Annotated in this window: 12 protein-coding genes; 11 read left to right on the top strand and 1 reads right to left on the bottom strand. The window is 59.2% G+C overall.

The genetic code is table 11. The features are described 5' to 3' along the window. Positions 1 to 2 precede the first annotated feature (2 nt). From nuoE to nuoN, 10 genes are all read left to right on the top strand, one after another. Positions 3 to 503, top strand: coding sequence for an NADH-quinone oxidoreductase subunit NuoE (gene nuoE, locus SPE70_RS18735; RefSeq protein ID WP_002913160.1), 501 nt, complete (start codon positions 3 to 5; stop codon positions 501 to 503). Further along, positions 500 to 1,837, top strand: a complete 1,338-nt coding sequence (gene nuoF, locus SPE70_RS18730; protein ID WP_002913158.1) for an NADH-quinone oxidoreductase subunit NuoF — start codon at positions 500 to 502, stop codon at positions 1,835 to 1,837. The genes nuoE and nuoF overlap by 4 nt, the downstream gene beginning before the upstream one ends. A gap of 31 nt (positions 1,838 to 1,868) precedes the next feature. After that, positions 1,869 to 4,595, top strand: coding sequence for an NADH-quinone oxidoreductase subunit NuoG (gene nuoG / locus SPE70_RS18725; protein WP_049139416.1), 2,727 nt, complete (start codon positions 1,869 to 1,871; stop codon positions 4,593 to 4,595). Then, positions 4,592 to 5,569, top strand: coding sequence for an NADH-quinone oxidoreductase subunit NuoH (gene nuoH, locus SPE70_RS18720; RefSeq protein WP_002913156.1), 978 nt, complete (start codon positions 4,592 to 4,594; stop codon positions 5,567 to 5,569). The genes nuoG and nuoH overlap by 4 nt, the downstream gene beginning before the upstream one ends. A 14-nt stretch (positions 5,570 to 5,583) precedes the next feature. After that, on the top strand, positions 5,584 to 6,126 hold the full coding sequence (gene nuoI / locus SPE70_RS18715; RefSeq protein ID WP_008803948.1) for an NADH-quinone oxidoreductase subunit NuoI: 543 nt from the start codon (positions 5,584 to 5,586) through the stop codon (positions 6,124 to 6,126). 10 nt (positions 6,127 to 6,136) lie between these two features. After that, positions 6,137 to 6,691 (top strand): NADH-quinone oxidoreductase subunit J, encoded by a 555-nt coding sequence (gene nuoJ, locus SPE70_RS18710; RefSeq protein WP_004201743.1) that lies wholly within the window; start codon positions 6,137 to 6,139, stop codon positions 6,689 to 6,691. Next, complete coding sequence (nuoK, locus tag SPE70_RS18705; protein WP_002913148.1) at positions 6,688 to 6,990, top strand: NADH-quinone oxidoreductase subunit NuoK; 303 nt, start codon at positions 6,688 to 6,690, stop codon at positions 6,988 to 6,990. The genes nuoJ and nuoK overlap by 4 nt, the downstream gene beginning before the upstream one ends. Continuing rightward, positions 6,987 to 8,828, top strand: a complete 1,842-nt coding sequence (nuoL, locus tag SPE70_RS18700) for an NADH-quinone oxidoreductase subunit L (RefSeq protein ID WP_012540986.1) — start codon at positions 6,987 to 6,989, stop codon at positions 8,826 to 8,828. Before nuoK ends, nuoL begins: the two co-directional genes overlap by 4 nt. 301 nt (positions 8,829 to 9,129) lie before the next feature. Next, positions 9,130 to 10,659 carry an NADH-quinone oxidoreductase subunit M gene (nuoM, locus tag SPE70_RS18695; protein ID WP_039102398.1) on the top strand — a complete coding sequence of 510 codons (1,530 nt, stop codon included), beginning with the start codon at positions 9,130 to 9,132 and terminating at the stop codon, positions 10,657 to 10,659. A 6-nt stretch (positions 10,660 to 10,665) separates the two neighbouring features. Further along, entirely contained in the window at positions 10,666 to 12,123 is a 1,458-nt protein-coding gene (nuoN, locus tag SPE70_RS18690; RefSeq protein ID WP_008803951.1) for an NADH-quinone oxidoreductase subunit NuoN, read from the top strand. A 54-nt stretch (positions 12,124 to 12,177) separates the two neighbouring features. On the opposite strand, the gene rnz is transcribed toward nuoN, so the two are convergent. Beyond that, positions 12,178 to 13,098, bottom strand: a complete 921-nt coding sequence (rnz, locus tag SPE70_RS18685; protein ID WP_023298031.1) for a ribonuclease Z — start codon at positions 13,096 to 13,098, stop codon at positions 12,178 to 12,180. A gap of 57 nt (positions 13,099 to 13,155) precedes the next feature. On the opposite strand from rnz, the gene SPE70_RS18680 reads away from it, so the two are divergent. Beyond that, positions 13,156 to 13,617, top strand: coding sequence for a GNAT family N-acetyltransferase (locus tag SPE70_RS18680; RefSeq protein WP_032737129.1), 462 nt, complete (start codon positions 13,156 to 13,158; stop codon positions 13,615 to 13,617). The last annotated feature ends 134 nt before the right edge of the window (positions 13,618 to 13,751 follow it).

The following is a 13,751-nucleotide window of genomic DNA, read 5'->3' as shown; positions in this document are numbered from 1 at the left end:
TTATGCACGAGAATCAACAACCACAAACCGAGGCTTTTGAGCTGAGTGCGGCTGAGCGTGAGGCTATTGAGCACGAGAAGCACCACTACGAAGACCCGCGTGCGGCGTCCATCGAAGCGCTGAAAATTGTCCAAAAACAGCGCGGCTGGGTGCCGGATGGCGCGATCTATGCGATCGCCGATGTGCTGGGGATCCCGGCCAGTGACGTCGAAGGCGTGGCAACATTTTACAGCCAGATTTTCCGTCAGCCGGTTGGCCGTCACGTGATCCGCTACTGCGACAGCGTGGTGTGCCATATCACCGGTTATCAAGGTATTCAGGCTGCGATTGAGAAGAAGCTCAATATCAAGCCAGGGCAGACCACCTTCGATGGCCGCTTCACGCTGCTGCCGACCTGTTGCCTGGGCAACTGCGACAAGGGACCGACCATGATGATTGATGAGGATACTCACAGTCATCTGACGCCGGAGGCAATTCCTGACCTGCTGGAGCAGTACAAATGAAAACCGTAATTCGTACTGCGGAAACGCATCCGCTCACCTGGCGTCTGCGCGACGACAAGCAGCCGGTATGGCTGGACGAATATCGCAGCAAAAACGGTTACGAAGGGGCACGTAAAGCCCTGACCGGGATGGCGCCGGATGAGATTGTCACGGCGGTAAAAGACGCTGGCCTGAAAGGGCGCGGCGGCGCGGGCTTCTCCACGGGTCTGAAGTGGAGCCTGATGCCGAAAGACGAATCCATGAACATCCGTTACCTGCTGTGTAACGCCGATGAAATGGAGCCGGGCACCTATAAAGACCGTCTGCTGATGGAGCAGCTGCCGCACCTGCTGGTGGAAGGCATGCTGATCTCCGCGTTTGCGCTGAAAGCGTACCGCGGCTACATCTTCCTGCGCGGCGAATATATCGAAGCGGCCCAGCATCTGCGTCGCGCGATTGCCGAAGCCACTGAAGCGGGCCTGTTGGGGAAAAACATCCTTGGCACCGGGTTTGACTTCGAACTGTTTGTCCACACCGGGGCAGGGCGCTATATCTGCGGTGAAGAGACGGCGCTGATCAACTCCCTGGAAGGCCGCCGTGCTAACCCGCGCTCCAAACCGCCGTTCCCGGCGAGCTCCGGCGTGTGGGGCAAGCCGACCTGCGTCAACAACGTGGAAACCCTGTGCAACGTGCCGGCGATCCTCGCCAACGGCGTCGAGTGGTACCAGAACATTTCCACCAGCAAAGATGCTGGCACCAAGCTGATGGGCTTCTCCGGCCGGGTGAAGAATCCAGGCGTTTGGGAGCTGCCGTTCGGCACCACCGCGCGTGAGATCCTCGAAGATTACGCCGGCGGCATGCGCGATGGCCTGAAGTTTAAAGCCTGGCAGCCGGGTGGGGCAGGGACCGACTTCCTGACCGAAGCGCACCTCGATCTGCCGATGGAGTTCGAAAGCATTGGTAAAGCGGGCAGCCGTCTGGGCACCTCGCTGGCGATGGCCGTTGACCACGAGATCAACATGGTCTCGCTGGTGCGCAACCTTGAAGAGTTCTTTGCCCGCGAGTCCTGCGGCTGGTGTACGCCGTGCCGTGATGGACTGCCGTGGAGCGTGAAGATCCTGCGCGCCCTGGAGCGCGGCGAAGGCCAGCCTGGCGATATCGAAACGCTTGAGCAACTGTGTCGATTCCTGGGCCCGGGTAAAACCTTCTGCGCACACGCGCCGGGTGCGGTCGAACCGCTACAGAGCGCGATTAAATATTTCCGCGAAGAATTCGAGGCTGGCATTAAGCAGCAGTTCAGCAATACCCATGCAATCAACGGGATTCAGCCGAACCTGCTTAAGACGCGCTGGTAATCAAAGGTTTTTTATTTTTGGAAGCACGCAAATGGCTACGATTCATGTAGACGGCAAAGAATACGAGGTCAACGGGGCGGACAACCTGCTAGAGGCTTGTCTCTCTCTTGGTCTTGATATTCCCTACTTTTGCTGGCACCCGGCGCTAGGGAGCGTCGGTGCTTGCCGCCAGTGTGCGGTGAAGCAATATCAGAACGCGGAAGACACGCGTGGTCGCCTGGTGATGTCCTGTATGACTCCGGCATCCGACGGCACCTTTATTTCTATTGACGACGGCGAAGCGAAGCAGTTCCGCGAAAGCGTGGTGGAGTGGTTGATGACTAACCACCCGCACGACTGCCCGGTCTGTGAAGAAGGGGGCAACTGCCACCTGCAGGATATGACGGTGATGACCGGCCATAGTTTCCGCCGCTATCGTTTCACCAAGCGTACCCACCGCAATCAGGATCTGGGGCCGTTTATTTCTCACGAAATGAACCGCTGCATCGCCTGTTACCGTTGTGTGCGCTACTACAAAGATTATGCCGACGGCACCGACCTGGGCGTCTATGGCGCGCACGACAACGTCTACTTCGGTCGCCCGGAAGATGGCACCCTGGAAAGCGAGTTCTCCGGCAACCTGGTGGAAGTCTGCCCGACCGGCGTCTTCACCGACAAAACGCACTCCGAGCGTTACAACCGTAAGTGGGACATGCAGTTTGCGCCGAGCATCTGCCAGCAGTGTTCCATCGGCTGCAACATCAGCCCGGGCGAACGCTATGGCGAGCTGCGTCGTATCGAAAACCGCTATAACGGGACCGTTAACCGCTACTTCCTCTGCGACCGCGGTCGCTTCGGCTATGGCTATGTCAACCTGAAAGACCGTCCGCGTCAGCCGGTGCAGCGCCGCGGCGACGATCTGATCACTCTCAACGCCGAGCAGGCGATGCAGGGCGCGGCAGATATCCTGCGCCAGTCGAAGAAAGTGATCGGTATTGGCTCCCCGCGCGCCAGCATCGAAAGCAACTTTGCGCTGCGTGAGCTGGTGGGCGCCGACAACTTCTATACCGGCATCGCCAAAGGCGAACAAGCGCGCCTGCAGATGATGCTGAAAGTGCTGCGTGAAGGTGGGGTCCATACCCCAAGCCTGCGCGATATCGAATCCTACGATGCGGTACTGGTGCTGGGCGAAGACATTACCCAGACCGGCGCGCGCGTGGCCCTGGCAGTCCGCCAGGCGGTGAAAGGGAAAGCACGCGAAATGGCAGCGGCGCAGAAAGTAGCCGACTGGCAGATCGCCGCGATCCTCAACATCGGGCAGCGCGCCAAGCACCCGTTATTCGTCACCAACATCGATGACACCCGCCTGGATGACATTGCCGCGTGGACCTACCGCGCGCCGGTGGAAGATCAGGCGCGTCTCGGCTTCGCCATCGCTCATGCGCTGGACGACAGCGCGCCAGCGGTTGACGGCCTGAGCCAGGACCTGCAGGGCAAAGTCGATGTCATCGTCCAGGCGCTGGCCGGGGCGAAAAAACCACTGATTATCTCCGGAACCAACGCCGGCAGCATGGAGATCATCCAGGCCGCCGCTAACGTCGCAAAAGCGTTGAAAGGCCGCGGCGCCGACGTCGGCGTGACCATGGTCGCCCGCGCGGTGAACAGCGTCGGTCTGGGCATGATCGGCGGCGGCTCGCTTGAAGAGGCGCTGGACGAACTGGAAAGCGGCGCCGCCGACGCGGTTATCGTGCTGGAAAACGACCTTCACCGTCATGCTTCCGCCGCGCGCGTTGACGCTGCGCTGGCGAAAGCCCCGCTGGTGATGGTGGTTGACCATCAGCGCACCGCGATTATGGACAAAGCGCACCTGGTGCTCTCTGCCGCAAGCTTTGCGGAAAGCGACGGGACTGTGGTGAACAACGAAGGCCGCGCCCAGCGTTTCTTCCAGGTTTACGATCCGGCTTACTACGATGCGAAAACCGTGATGCTGGAGAGCTGGCGCTGGCTGCATTCGCTGCACAGCACCGTCAACAACCGTCAGGTTGACTGGACGCAGCTGGACCACGTCATCGATGCGGCGATTGCCGCGCTGCCGCAGCTGGCGGGCATTAAAGATGCCGCGCCGGATGCGACCTTCCGCATCCGCGGTCAGAAGCTGGCGCGTGAACCACACCGCTACAGCGGCCGCACGGCGATGCGCGCCAACATCAGCGTGCACGAGCCGCGTCAGCCGCAGGATAAAGACACCATGTTCGCCTTCTCCATGGAAGGGAACAACCAGCCGTCCGCCCCGCGTTCGCAGATCCCGTTCGCCTGGGCGCCGGGCTGGAACTCCCCGCAGGCATGGAACAAGTTCCAGGATGAAGTGGGCGGGAAACTGCGCCACGGCGATCCGGGTGTTCGACTGTTTGAAGCGTCCGCCAACGGGCTGGAGTATTTCACCGCGGTGCCGGCCAGCTTCCAGGCGGAAGAGGGCAAATGGCGTATCGCGCCGTATTACCACCTGTTTGGTAGCGATGAGCTGTCACAGCGCGCGCCGGTGTTCGAGAGCCGGATGCCTGAGCCGTACATCAAGCTGAATCCGGCGGATGCCGCGAAGCTGGGCGTTAACGCGGGGGCAATGCTCTCCTTTAGCGTGGAAGGCCAGACCCTGCGTCTGCCGCTGGTTATCTCTGAAGGCCTGACCGCAGGACAGGTTGGCTTACCGATGGGCATGCCGGGCATTGCGCCGGTGCTGACCGGATCGCGTATTGATTCACTGCAGGAGGCGAAAGCATGAGCTGGTTAACGCCGGATCTTATCGACATTCTGTTAAGCATCCTGAAGGCCGTGGTCATTCTGCTGGTGGTCGTCACCTGCGGCGCGTTCATGAGCTTCGGCGAGCGTCGTCTGCTCGGCTTGTTCCAGAACCGCTACGGACCTAACCGCGTCGGCTGGGGCGGTTCGCTGCAGCTGGTCGCCGACATGATCAAGATGTTCTTCAAAGAGGACTGGATCCCGCGCTTCTCCGATCGCGTGATCTTTACTCTGGCGCCGGTTATCGCCTTTACCTCGCTGCTGCTGGCCTTTGCTATCGTGCCGGTCAGCCCGACGTGGGTGGTGGCTGACCTGAACATCGGCATCCTGTTCTTCCTGATGATGGCAGGCCTGGCGGTCTATGCGGTGCTGTTCGCCGGCTGGTCGAGCAACAACAAATACTCGCTGCTGGGGGCGATGCGTGCTTCCGCGCAGACCCTGAGCTACGAAGTGTTTCTCGGTCTCTCCCTGATGGGCGTGGTGGCGCAGGCGGGGTCATTCAATATGACCGATATCGTCAACAACCAGGCGCATCTGTGGAACGTCATTCCGCAGTTCTTCGGCTTCGTCACTTTCGCCATCGCCGGCGTGGCGGTGTGTCACCGTCACCCGTTCGACCAGCCGGAAGCGGAGCAGGAACTGGCCGATGGTTACCACATTGAATATTCCGGCATGAAATTCGGTCTGTTCTTCGTCGGTGAATACATCGGTATCGTCACCGTTTCAGCGCTGATCGTCACGCTGTTCTTCGGCGGCTGGAATGGCCCGTGGTTACCACCTTTCATCTGGTTCGCGCTGAAAACCGCGTTCTTCATGATGATGTTCATTTTGATCCGCGCATCATTACCGCGTCCGCGCTATGACCAGGTAATGTCCTTTGGCTGGAAGGTATGCCTGCCGTTAACGCTGGTCAACTTGTTGGTAACGGCGGCTGTCATTCTCTGGCAGGCGCAATAAGGGGTGAATTGAACATGACCTTAAAAGAATTATTGGTGGGGTTCGGCACCCAGGTCCGTAGTATCTGGATGATTGGCCTGCATGCCTTCGCCAAACGTGAAACCCGGATGTATCCGGAAGAGCCGGTCTATCTGCCGCCGCGCTACCGCGGCCGCATCGTGCTGACCCGCGATCCGGACGGTGCAGAGCGCTGCGTTGCCTGTAACCTGTGTGCGGTAGCCTGCCCGGTGGGCTGTATCTCGCTGCAGAAAGCAGAGACCAAAGACGGCCGCTGGTATCCGGAGTTCTTCCGCATCAACTTCTCACGCTGCATTTTCTGCGGCCTGTGCGAAGAAGCGTGCCCGACCACGGCGATCCAGTTGACCCCGGACTTCGAACTGGGTGAATACAAGCGTCAGGATCTGGTGTACGAAAAAGAGGATCTGCTGATTTCCGGTCCGGGCAAATACCCGGAATATAACTTCTACCGGATGGCGGGTATGGCAATCGACGGCAAAGATAAAGGTGAAGCGGAAAACGAAGCTAAGCCAATCGACGTCAAGAGCCTGTTACCGTAAGGAGAGGGCAATGGAATTCGCTTTTTATATCTGTGGCCTGATAGCCATCCTCGCAACCTTGCGGGTCGTCACCCACACCAATCCGGTGCATGCGCTGCTGTACCTGATTATTTCGCTGCTGGCGATTGCCGGGGTGTTCTTTTCGCTGGGCGCTTACTTTGCTGGTGCGCTGGAAATCATCGTCTACGCCGGGGCCATTATGGTGCTGTTCGTCTTTGTGGTGATGATGCTCAACCTGGGCGGCAGCGAGATCGAACAGGAACGCAAATGGCTGCAGCCGGGGATCTGGATTGGCCCGGCCATCCTTTCCGCGGTGCTGCTGGTGGTTATCGTTTACGCCATCCTTGGTATTAACGACCAGGGTATCGACGGCGCGGCGATCAACGCCAAAGAAGTGGGTATTGCGCTGTTTGGGCCGTACGTCCTGGCGGTGGAGCTGGCCTCCATGCTGCTGCTGGCGGGCCTGGTGGTCGCCTTCCACATCGGCCGCGAAGAGCGTGCCGGCGAGGTGCTGAGCAACCGCGTGAACGACAGCGACAAAAGAAAAACGGAGGAACACGCATGATCCCCTTAACACATGGACTGATCCTCGCGGCCATCCTGTTTGTGCTTGGTCTGACGGGGCTGGTGATCCGCCGCAATCTGCTGTTTATGTTGATTAGCCTGGAAATCATGATTAACGCCGCCGCGCTGGCCTTTGTGGTGGCGGGTAGCTACTGGGGCCAGGCAGATGGTCAGATAATGTATATCCTCGCCATCAGCCTCGCGGCTGCGGAAGCGAGTATCGGCCTGGCGCTGCTGCTGCAGCTCCATCGTCGCCGCCAGAACCTGAACATCGATTCAGTAAGTGAGTTGCGTGGATGAACATGCTTGCCTTAACCATTCTTTTGCCATTGATTGGCTTTGTGCTGCTGGCCTTCTCCCGCGGGCGCTGGTCGGAAAACCTTTCCGCCACCGTTGGCATGGGGTCGGTAGGCCTGGCGGCGCTGGTCACCGCGTACGTTGGCGTCGACTTTTTCGCTAACGGCAAACAAGCGGTCAGCGTACCGCTGTGGAACTGGATGTCGGTCGGTGATTTCAACATCGGCTTCAACCTGGTGCTGGATGGCCTGTCGCTGACCATGCTCTCTGTGGTGACCGGCGTCGGCTTCCTGATCCACATGTTTGCCTCCTGGTACATGCGCGGCGAAGAGGGCTACTCTCGCTTCTTCGCTTACACCAACCTGTTTATCGCCAGCATGGTCGTTCTGGTACTGGCCGATAACCTGCTGTTGATGTACCTCGGCTGGGAAGGCGTGGGTCTCTGTTCTTACCTGCTGATCGGTTTCTACTACACCGATCCGAAGAACAATGCCGCAGCGATGAAAGCCTTCGTGGTCACCCGCGTCGGCGACGTGTTCCTCGCCTTCGCGCTGTTCATTCTTTATAACGAACTGGGCACCCTGAACTTCCGTGAAATGGTAGAGCTGGCGCCGCAGCACTTCGCTAACGGCAGCACCACGCTGCAGTGGGCGACGCTGATGCTGCTCGGCGGCGCGGTAGGTAAATCCGCTCAGTTGCCGCTGCAAACGTGGCTTGCCGATGCGATGGCTGGCCCGACGCCGGTCTCCGCTCTGATCCACGCGGCCACCATGGTGACCGCGGGCGTGTACCTGATTGCCCGTACCCACGGCCTGTTCCTGATGACGCCGGAAGTGCTGCATCTGGTGGGTATCGTTGGTGCGGTAACGCTGGTGCTGGCGGGCTTCGCCGCGCTGGTGCAGACCGACATCAAACGTGTGCTGGCTTACTCGACCATGAGTCAGATTGGCTACATGTTCCTCGCGCTGGGCGTGCAGGCATGGGACGCGGCGATTTTCCACCTGATGACCCACGCGTTCTTTAAAGCGCTGTTGTTCCTGTCGTCTGGCTCGGTCATTCTGGCCTGCCATCACGAACAGAACATCTTCAAGATGGGCGGCCTGCGCAAATCCATTCCGCTGGTGTATGTCTGCTTCCTGGTGGGGGGCGCGGCGCTGTCCGCTCTGCCGCTTATCACCGCAGGCTTCTTCAGTAAGGATGAGATTCTGGCGGGCGCGATGGCCAACGGCCATATCAATCTGATGGTGGCGGGCCTGGTCGGCGCCTTTATGACCTCGCTGTACACCTTCCGTATGATTTTCATCGTGTTCCACGGTAAAGAGCAAATTCACGCGCACGCAGGGAAGGGGATTACCCATCATCTGCCGCTGATCGTGCTGCTGGTGCTGTCCACCTTTGTTGGCGCGCTGATTGTGCCGCCGCTGGAGGGCGTACTGCCGCAGACCACTGAGCTTGCCCACGGCAGCGTGATGACGCTGGAAATTACCTCCGGGATTATCGCGATTGCCGGCATCCTGATCGCCGCATGGTTGTGGCTGGGTAAACGTACCCTGGTGACCTCCATCGCCAACAGCGCGCCTGGCCGCTTCTTCGGTACCTGGTGGTTCCATGCCTGGGGCTTCGACTGGTTATACGACAAGGTGTTCGTGAAACCTTTCCTCGGGATTGCCTGGCTGCTGAAGAGCGATCCGCTGAATGCGTTGATGAATATCCCGGCGATTCTGTCCCGCTTCGCAGGCAAAGGTCTGCTGGTGAGCGAGAACGGTTATCTGCGCTGGTATGTGGCATCAATGAGCATCGGCGCGGTGGTGGTGCTGGCGCTGCTGATGGTATTGCGTTGAGTTTGAGGATTGGGATTGTTTTGCCCGGCGGCGCGGTGCTTGCCGGGCCTACGGGACCGTAGGTCGGGTAAGCGTTAGCGTCACCCGACAAAACAAGCCTCAATCCGAAGTGAATTTTCTGTGAGAATTCGTTGAAAATCAGGTCGTAAAGGACAGGCTTTATCGGCGAAGTCAGAGTGGACACCGCCTGCGCGGAGCAACCGGAGCGTATTAAAATGCGTGAGGATTGTGAGCACAGCCGACGTTCGCTATGACGAGTAAGATAGCCTGAACCGGACTTAAATAAGGAATAAAAATCACCATGTTATTGCCTTGGTTGATATTAATCCCCTTTATCGGCGGCTTCCTGTGCTGGCAGACCGAACGCTTTGGCGTGAAAGTGCCGCGCTGGATCGCGCTGATTACCATGGGACTGACGCTGGCGCTTGGCCTGCAGCTGTGGATGCAGGGCGGCTATTCTCTGACGCAATCCGCGGGTATTCCGCAATGGCAGTCGGAATTCGTGCTGCCGTGGATCCCACGCTTCGGCATTAGCATCCATCTGGCGATCGACGGCCTGTCGCTGCTGATGGTGGTGCTGACCGGTCTCCTCGGCGTGCTGGCGGTGCTCTGTTCCTGGCGCGAAATCGAAAAGTACCAGGGCTTCTTCCACCTCAACCTGATGTGGATCCTGGGCGGCGTCATCGGCGTATTCCTCGCCATCGACATGTTCCTGTTCTTCTTCTTCTGGGAAATGATGTTGGTGCCGATGTACTTCCTGATCGCACTGTGGGGTCATAAAGCCTCGGACGGTAAAACGCGTATCACAGCGGCCACCAAGTTCTTCATCTATACCCAGGCGAGCGGTCTGGTGATGCTGATCGCCATTCTGGCGCTGGCCTTCGTCCACTTCAACGCCACCGGCGTGTGGACCTTCAACTATGAAGATCTGCTGAAAACGCCGATGTCCCACGGCGTGGAATACCTGCTGATGCTGGGCTTCTTCATCGCCTTCGCGGTGAAAATGCCGGTGGTACCGCTGCACGGCTGGCTGCCGGACGCCCACTCCCAGGCGCCGACTGCCGGTTCCGTCGACCTCGCGGGCATCTTGCTGAAAACCGCGGCCTACGGTCTACTGCGCTTTGCGCTGCCGCTGTTCCCGAACGCCTCCGCCGAGTTTGCGCCCATCGCCATGTGGCTGGGCGTGATCGGTATCTTCTACGGCGCGTGGATGGCCTTCGCCCAGACCGATATCAAACGTCTGATCGCTTATACCTCCGTTTCCCACATGGGCTTCGTGCTGATTGCTATCTACACCGGCAGCCAGCTGGCTTATCAGGGGGCGGTGATCCAGATGATCGCCCACGGTCTGTCCGCGGCGGGTCTGTTTATTCTGTGCGGCCAGCTGTACGAACGTCTGCACACCCGCGATATGCGTCAGATGGGCGGTTTGTGGAGCAAAATTAAATGGCTGCCGGCGATGTCGATGTTCTTCGCTGTCGCCACCCTGGGGATGCCGGGCACCGGTAACTTTGTCGGCGAATTTATGATCCTGTTCGGCAGCTATAAAGTGGTGCCGGTGATCACCGTTATCTCGACCTTTGGTCTGGTATTCGCTTCCGTTTATTCGCTGTCGATGCTGCATCGCGCCTACTTCGGTAAAGCGAAAAGCGAAATCGCGACGAAAGCGCTGCCGGGGATGTCCCTGCGTGAACTGTCTATCATCTTGCTGCTGGTGGTGCTGCTGGTGCTGTTGGGCTTCTTCCCGCAGCCGATCCTCGACACCTCGCATGCTGCGATGAGCAACATTCAGCAGTGGTTTGTTAATTCTGTTTCTACTACAAGGCCGTAATTCGCCATGACAATAACTCCACAACAACTGATCGCACTGCTACCGCTGCTGATCGTCGGCTTGACGGTGGTGGTTGTGATGCTCTCCATTGCGTGGCGACGCAATCATTTTCTCAATGCCACGCTGTCGGTTCTCGGGCTTAACGCTGCGCTGGTCTCGCTCTGGTTTGTTGGTCAGAACGGGGCGATGGACGTCACGCCGATGATCCGTGTTGACGGCTACGCCATGCTCTACACAGGGCTGGTGCTGCTGGCGAGCCTCGCGACCTGTACTTTCGCCTACCCGTGGCTTGAGGGTTACAAGGACAACAAAGAAGAGTTCTACCTGCTGGTGCTGATCGCCGCGCTGGGCGGCATTCTGCTGGCCGGTGCGAATCATCTGGCGGCGCTGTTCCTCGGTATCGAACTGATTTCGCTACCGCTGTTCGGCCTGGTCGGCTACGCCTTCCGCCAGAAGCGTTCGCTGGAAGCGAGCATCAAATACACTATCCTCTCCGCTGCAGCCTCGTCTTTCCTGCTGTTCGGTATGGCGCTGGTGTATGCGAACTCCGGCAACCTGTCCTTCCTCGCGCTGGGTAAAAGCCTGGCGGACAATACGCTGCACGAGCCGCTGCTGCTGGCGGGCCTCGGTCTGATGATCGTCGGTCTTGGCTTTAAACTGTCGCTGGTGCCGTTCCATCTGTGGACGCCGGACGTTTACCAGGGCGCGCCTGCGCCGGTCTCCACCTTCCTGGCGACCGCCAGCAAGATCGCCATCTTCGGCGTGGTGATGCGTCTGTTCCTGTACATGCCGGTGGGCAACAGCGAAGCGGTACGCGTGGTGCTGGGCCTGATCGCCTTCGCCTCTATCATCTTCGGTAACCTGATGGCGCTGAGCCAGACCAACATTAAGCGTCTGCTCGGCTACTCCTCCATCTCCCACCTCGGTTATCTGCTGGTGGCGCTGATCGCCCTGCAGAGCGGCGAAATGTCGATGGAAGCCGTTGGCGTCTACCTGGCCGGTTACCTGTTCAGCAGCCTGGGCGCGTTCGGCGTGGTCAGCCTGATGTCCAGCCCGTACCGCGGTCCGGATGCGGACTCGCTGTTCTCCTACCGCGGCCTGTTCTGGCACCGTCCGATTCTGTCGGCGGTCATGACGGTGATGATGCTGTCGCTGGCCGGTATTCCGATGACCCTCGGCTTTATCGGTAAGTTCTACGTGCTGGCCGTCGGTGTGCATGCGCACCTGTGGTGGCTGGTTGCCGCAGTGGTTGTCGGTTCGGCGATTGGTCTCTACTACTATCTGCGCGTGGCAGTGAGCCTGTACCTGAGCGCACCGGAGCAACTGAACCGCGATGCGCCGTCGAACTGGCAGTACAGCGCCGGCGGTATCGTGGTGCTGATCTCCGCCCTGCTGGTGCTGGTGCTCGGTATCTGGCCGCAGCCGCTGATTAGCATCGTGCAGCTGGCGACGCCGCTGATGTAAGTTGATTGACTCAATAAAAAACCGCCGGGATGGCGGTTTTTTTATGCCCGGATTTTACGCCATCTTGTAGACCATAAAGTCTTCCGCCAGTAGCGTATTGGCGAAAATCTCCCGGCATTCCGCCAGCATCTTCAGGCAGCCTTCGGCATCGTAGCGCGAGCTAAAGTGGGTAGCGATTAGCGTGCCGACCCCCGCTTCTTTGGCAAGCGCCGCGGTCTGCTGGCTCGAGGAGTGGCCGCGGCTATTGGCTTTCTCCGCCATCGCCTGCTCAAGGGTGGTTTCGTGGACCATCACATCCGCCCCGCGAGCCATCTCCAGCGCCTGCGGGCAGGGGGCGGTATCGCCGAAGATGGCCAGCGTTTTACCCGGGGTCGCTGGCCCCAGATAGCGGCTGCCGTCGATGACCCGGCCATCTTCCAGCGTGACGCGCTGTCCGCGCTTGAGTTGATGGAACAGCGGCCCGGGAGGCACGCCATCGGCAATCAGCTGGGCGGCGTCGAGGGTGCCGGGCTTGTCATGCTGCTCAATGCGATACCCGTAGCACTCCACCGGATGGCTGAGCGGGTACGCGGTGACCCGATAGCCCTCTTCGTCGAACACCAGACCAGGGCCGACTTCGATGATGGTGAGCGGATAGTCGGTCCACGAACCGCTCAGACGCAGCGCGGTCTCAACAAACTCTTTGAGCCCTTTTGGCCCGTAGAGGGTGAGGGGCAGAGAGTTCCCCTGCATCGAGCGGCTGCACAGCAGGCCGGGCAGGCCGAACAGGTGGTCGCCGTGCAGGTGAGTGATGAAAATTTTATTCAGTTTGCCGGGGTGATAGGGCGTGCGAAGAAACTGATGCTGGGTCCCTTCACCGCAGTCAAACAACCACATTTCGGCGCGGGTCGGCTGTTGCAAATTGAGTATTATCGACGTCATATTACGCGTGCGGGTCGGCACCCCGGCGGATGTCCCCAAAAAAGTTAATTCCATCGTCCAGTGTCCTCAGGGCGAGTCGCAAAGTATCAGTATATCAATAAGGAGCTACAGATGATGACCTGGCAGGATCTCCACCATAGTGAACTCACCGTTCCCCAGCTATATGCGCTGCTGAAATTGCGCAGTGAAGTCTTTGTCGTGGAGCAGCAGTGCGTCTATCAGGATGTCGACGGCGATGATTTGGTCGGTGAAAATCGCCATCTGCTCGGCTGGCGCGATGGCGAACTGCTGGCCTACGCGCGGATCCTCAAAAGCGAAGAGACGTACGATCCGGTGGTGATTGGCCGGGTCATCGTTAGCCCCGCCGCCCGCGGTGAGAAGCTCGGCTATCAGCTGATGGAGCAGGCGCTGGCCAGTTGTCAGCAGTACTGGCCGCAAAAGGCAATTTACCTCGGGGCGCAGGCGCACCTGCAATCCTTTTACGCCCACTTCGGGTTTACGCCGGTGACCGAGGTCTATGATGAGGATGGCATCCCCCACATTGGCATGGCGCGAGAAAAGCGCGCTATCTGACCCCTCTGCACCCTCGTCCACACGCTGCTTTGGCCCGGCGAGCGGGTAAGATAAAACCCGCTCCCTCGTCATGGGTACTGCTATTCCGCCGTCGAACCCCTTATAATGTGGGGTTTTACTACCGTGGAGGTTTG

Source organism: Klebsiella sp. ZJOU C1, assembly GCF_035620215.1.
GTDB lineage: Bacteria > Pseudomonadota > Gammaproteobacteria > Enterobacterales > Enterobacteriaceae > Klebsiella > Klebsiella variicola.
The sequence above is the reverse complement of the archived record's forward strand: the minus strand, read 5'-3'. Positions and strand labels throughout refer to the sequence as shown.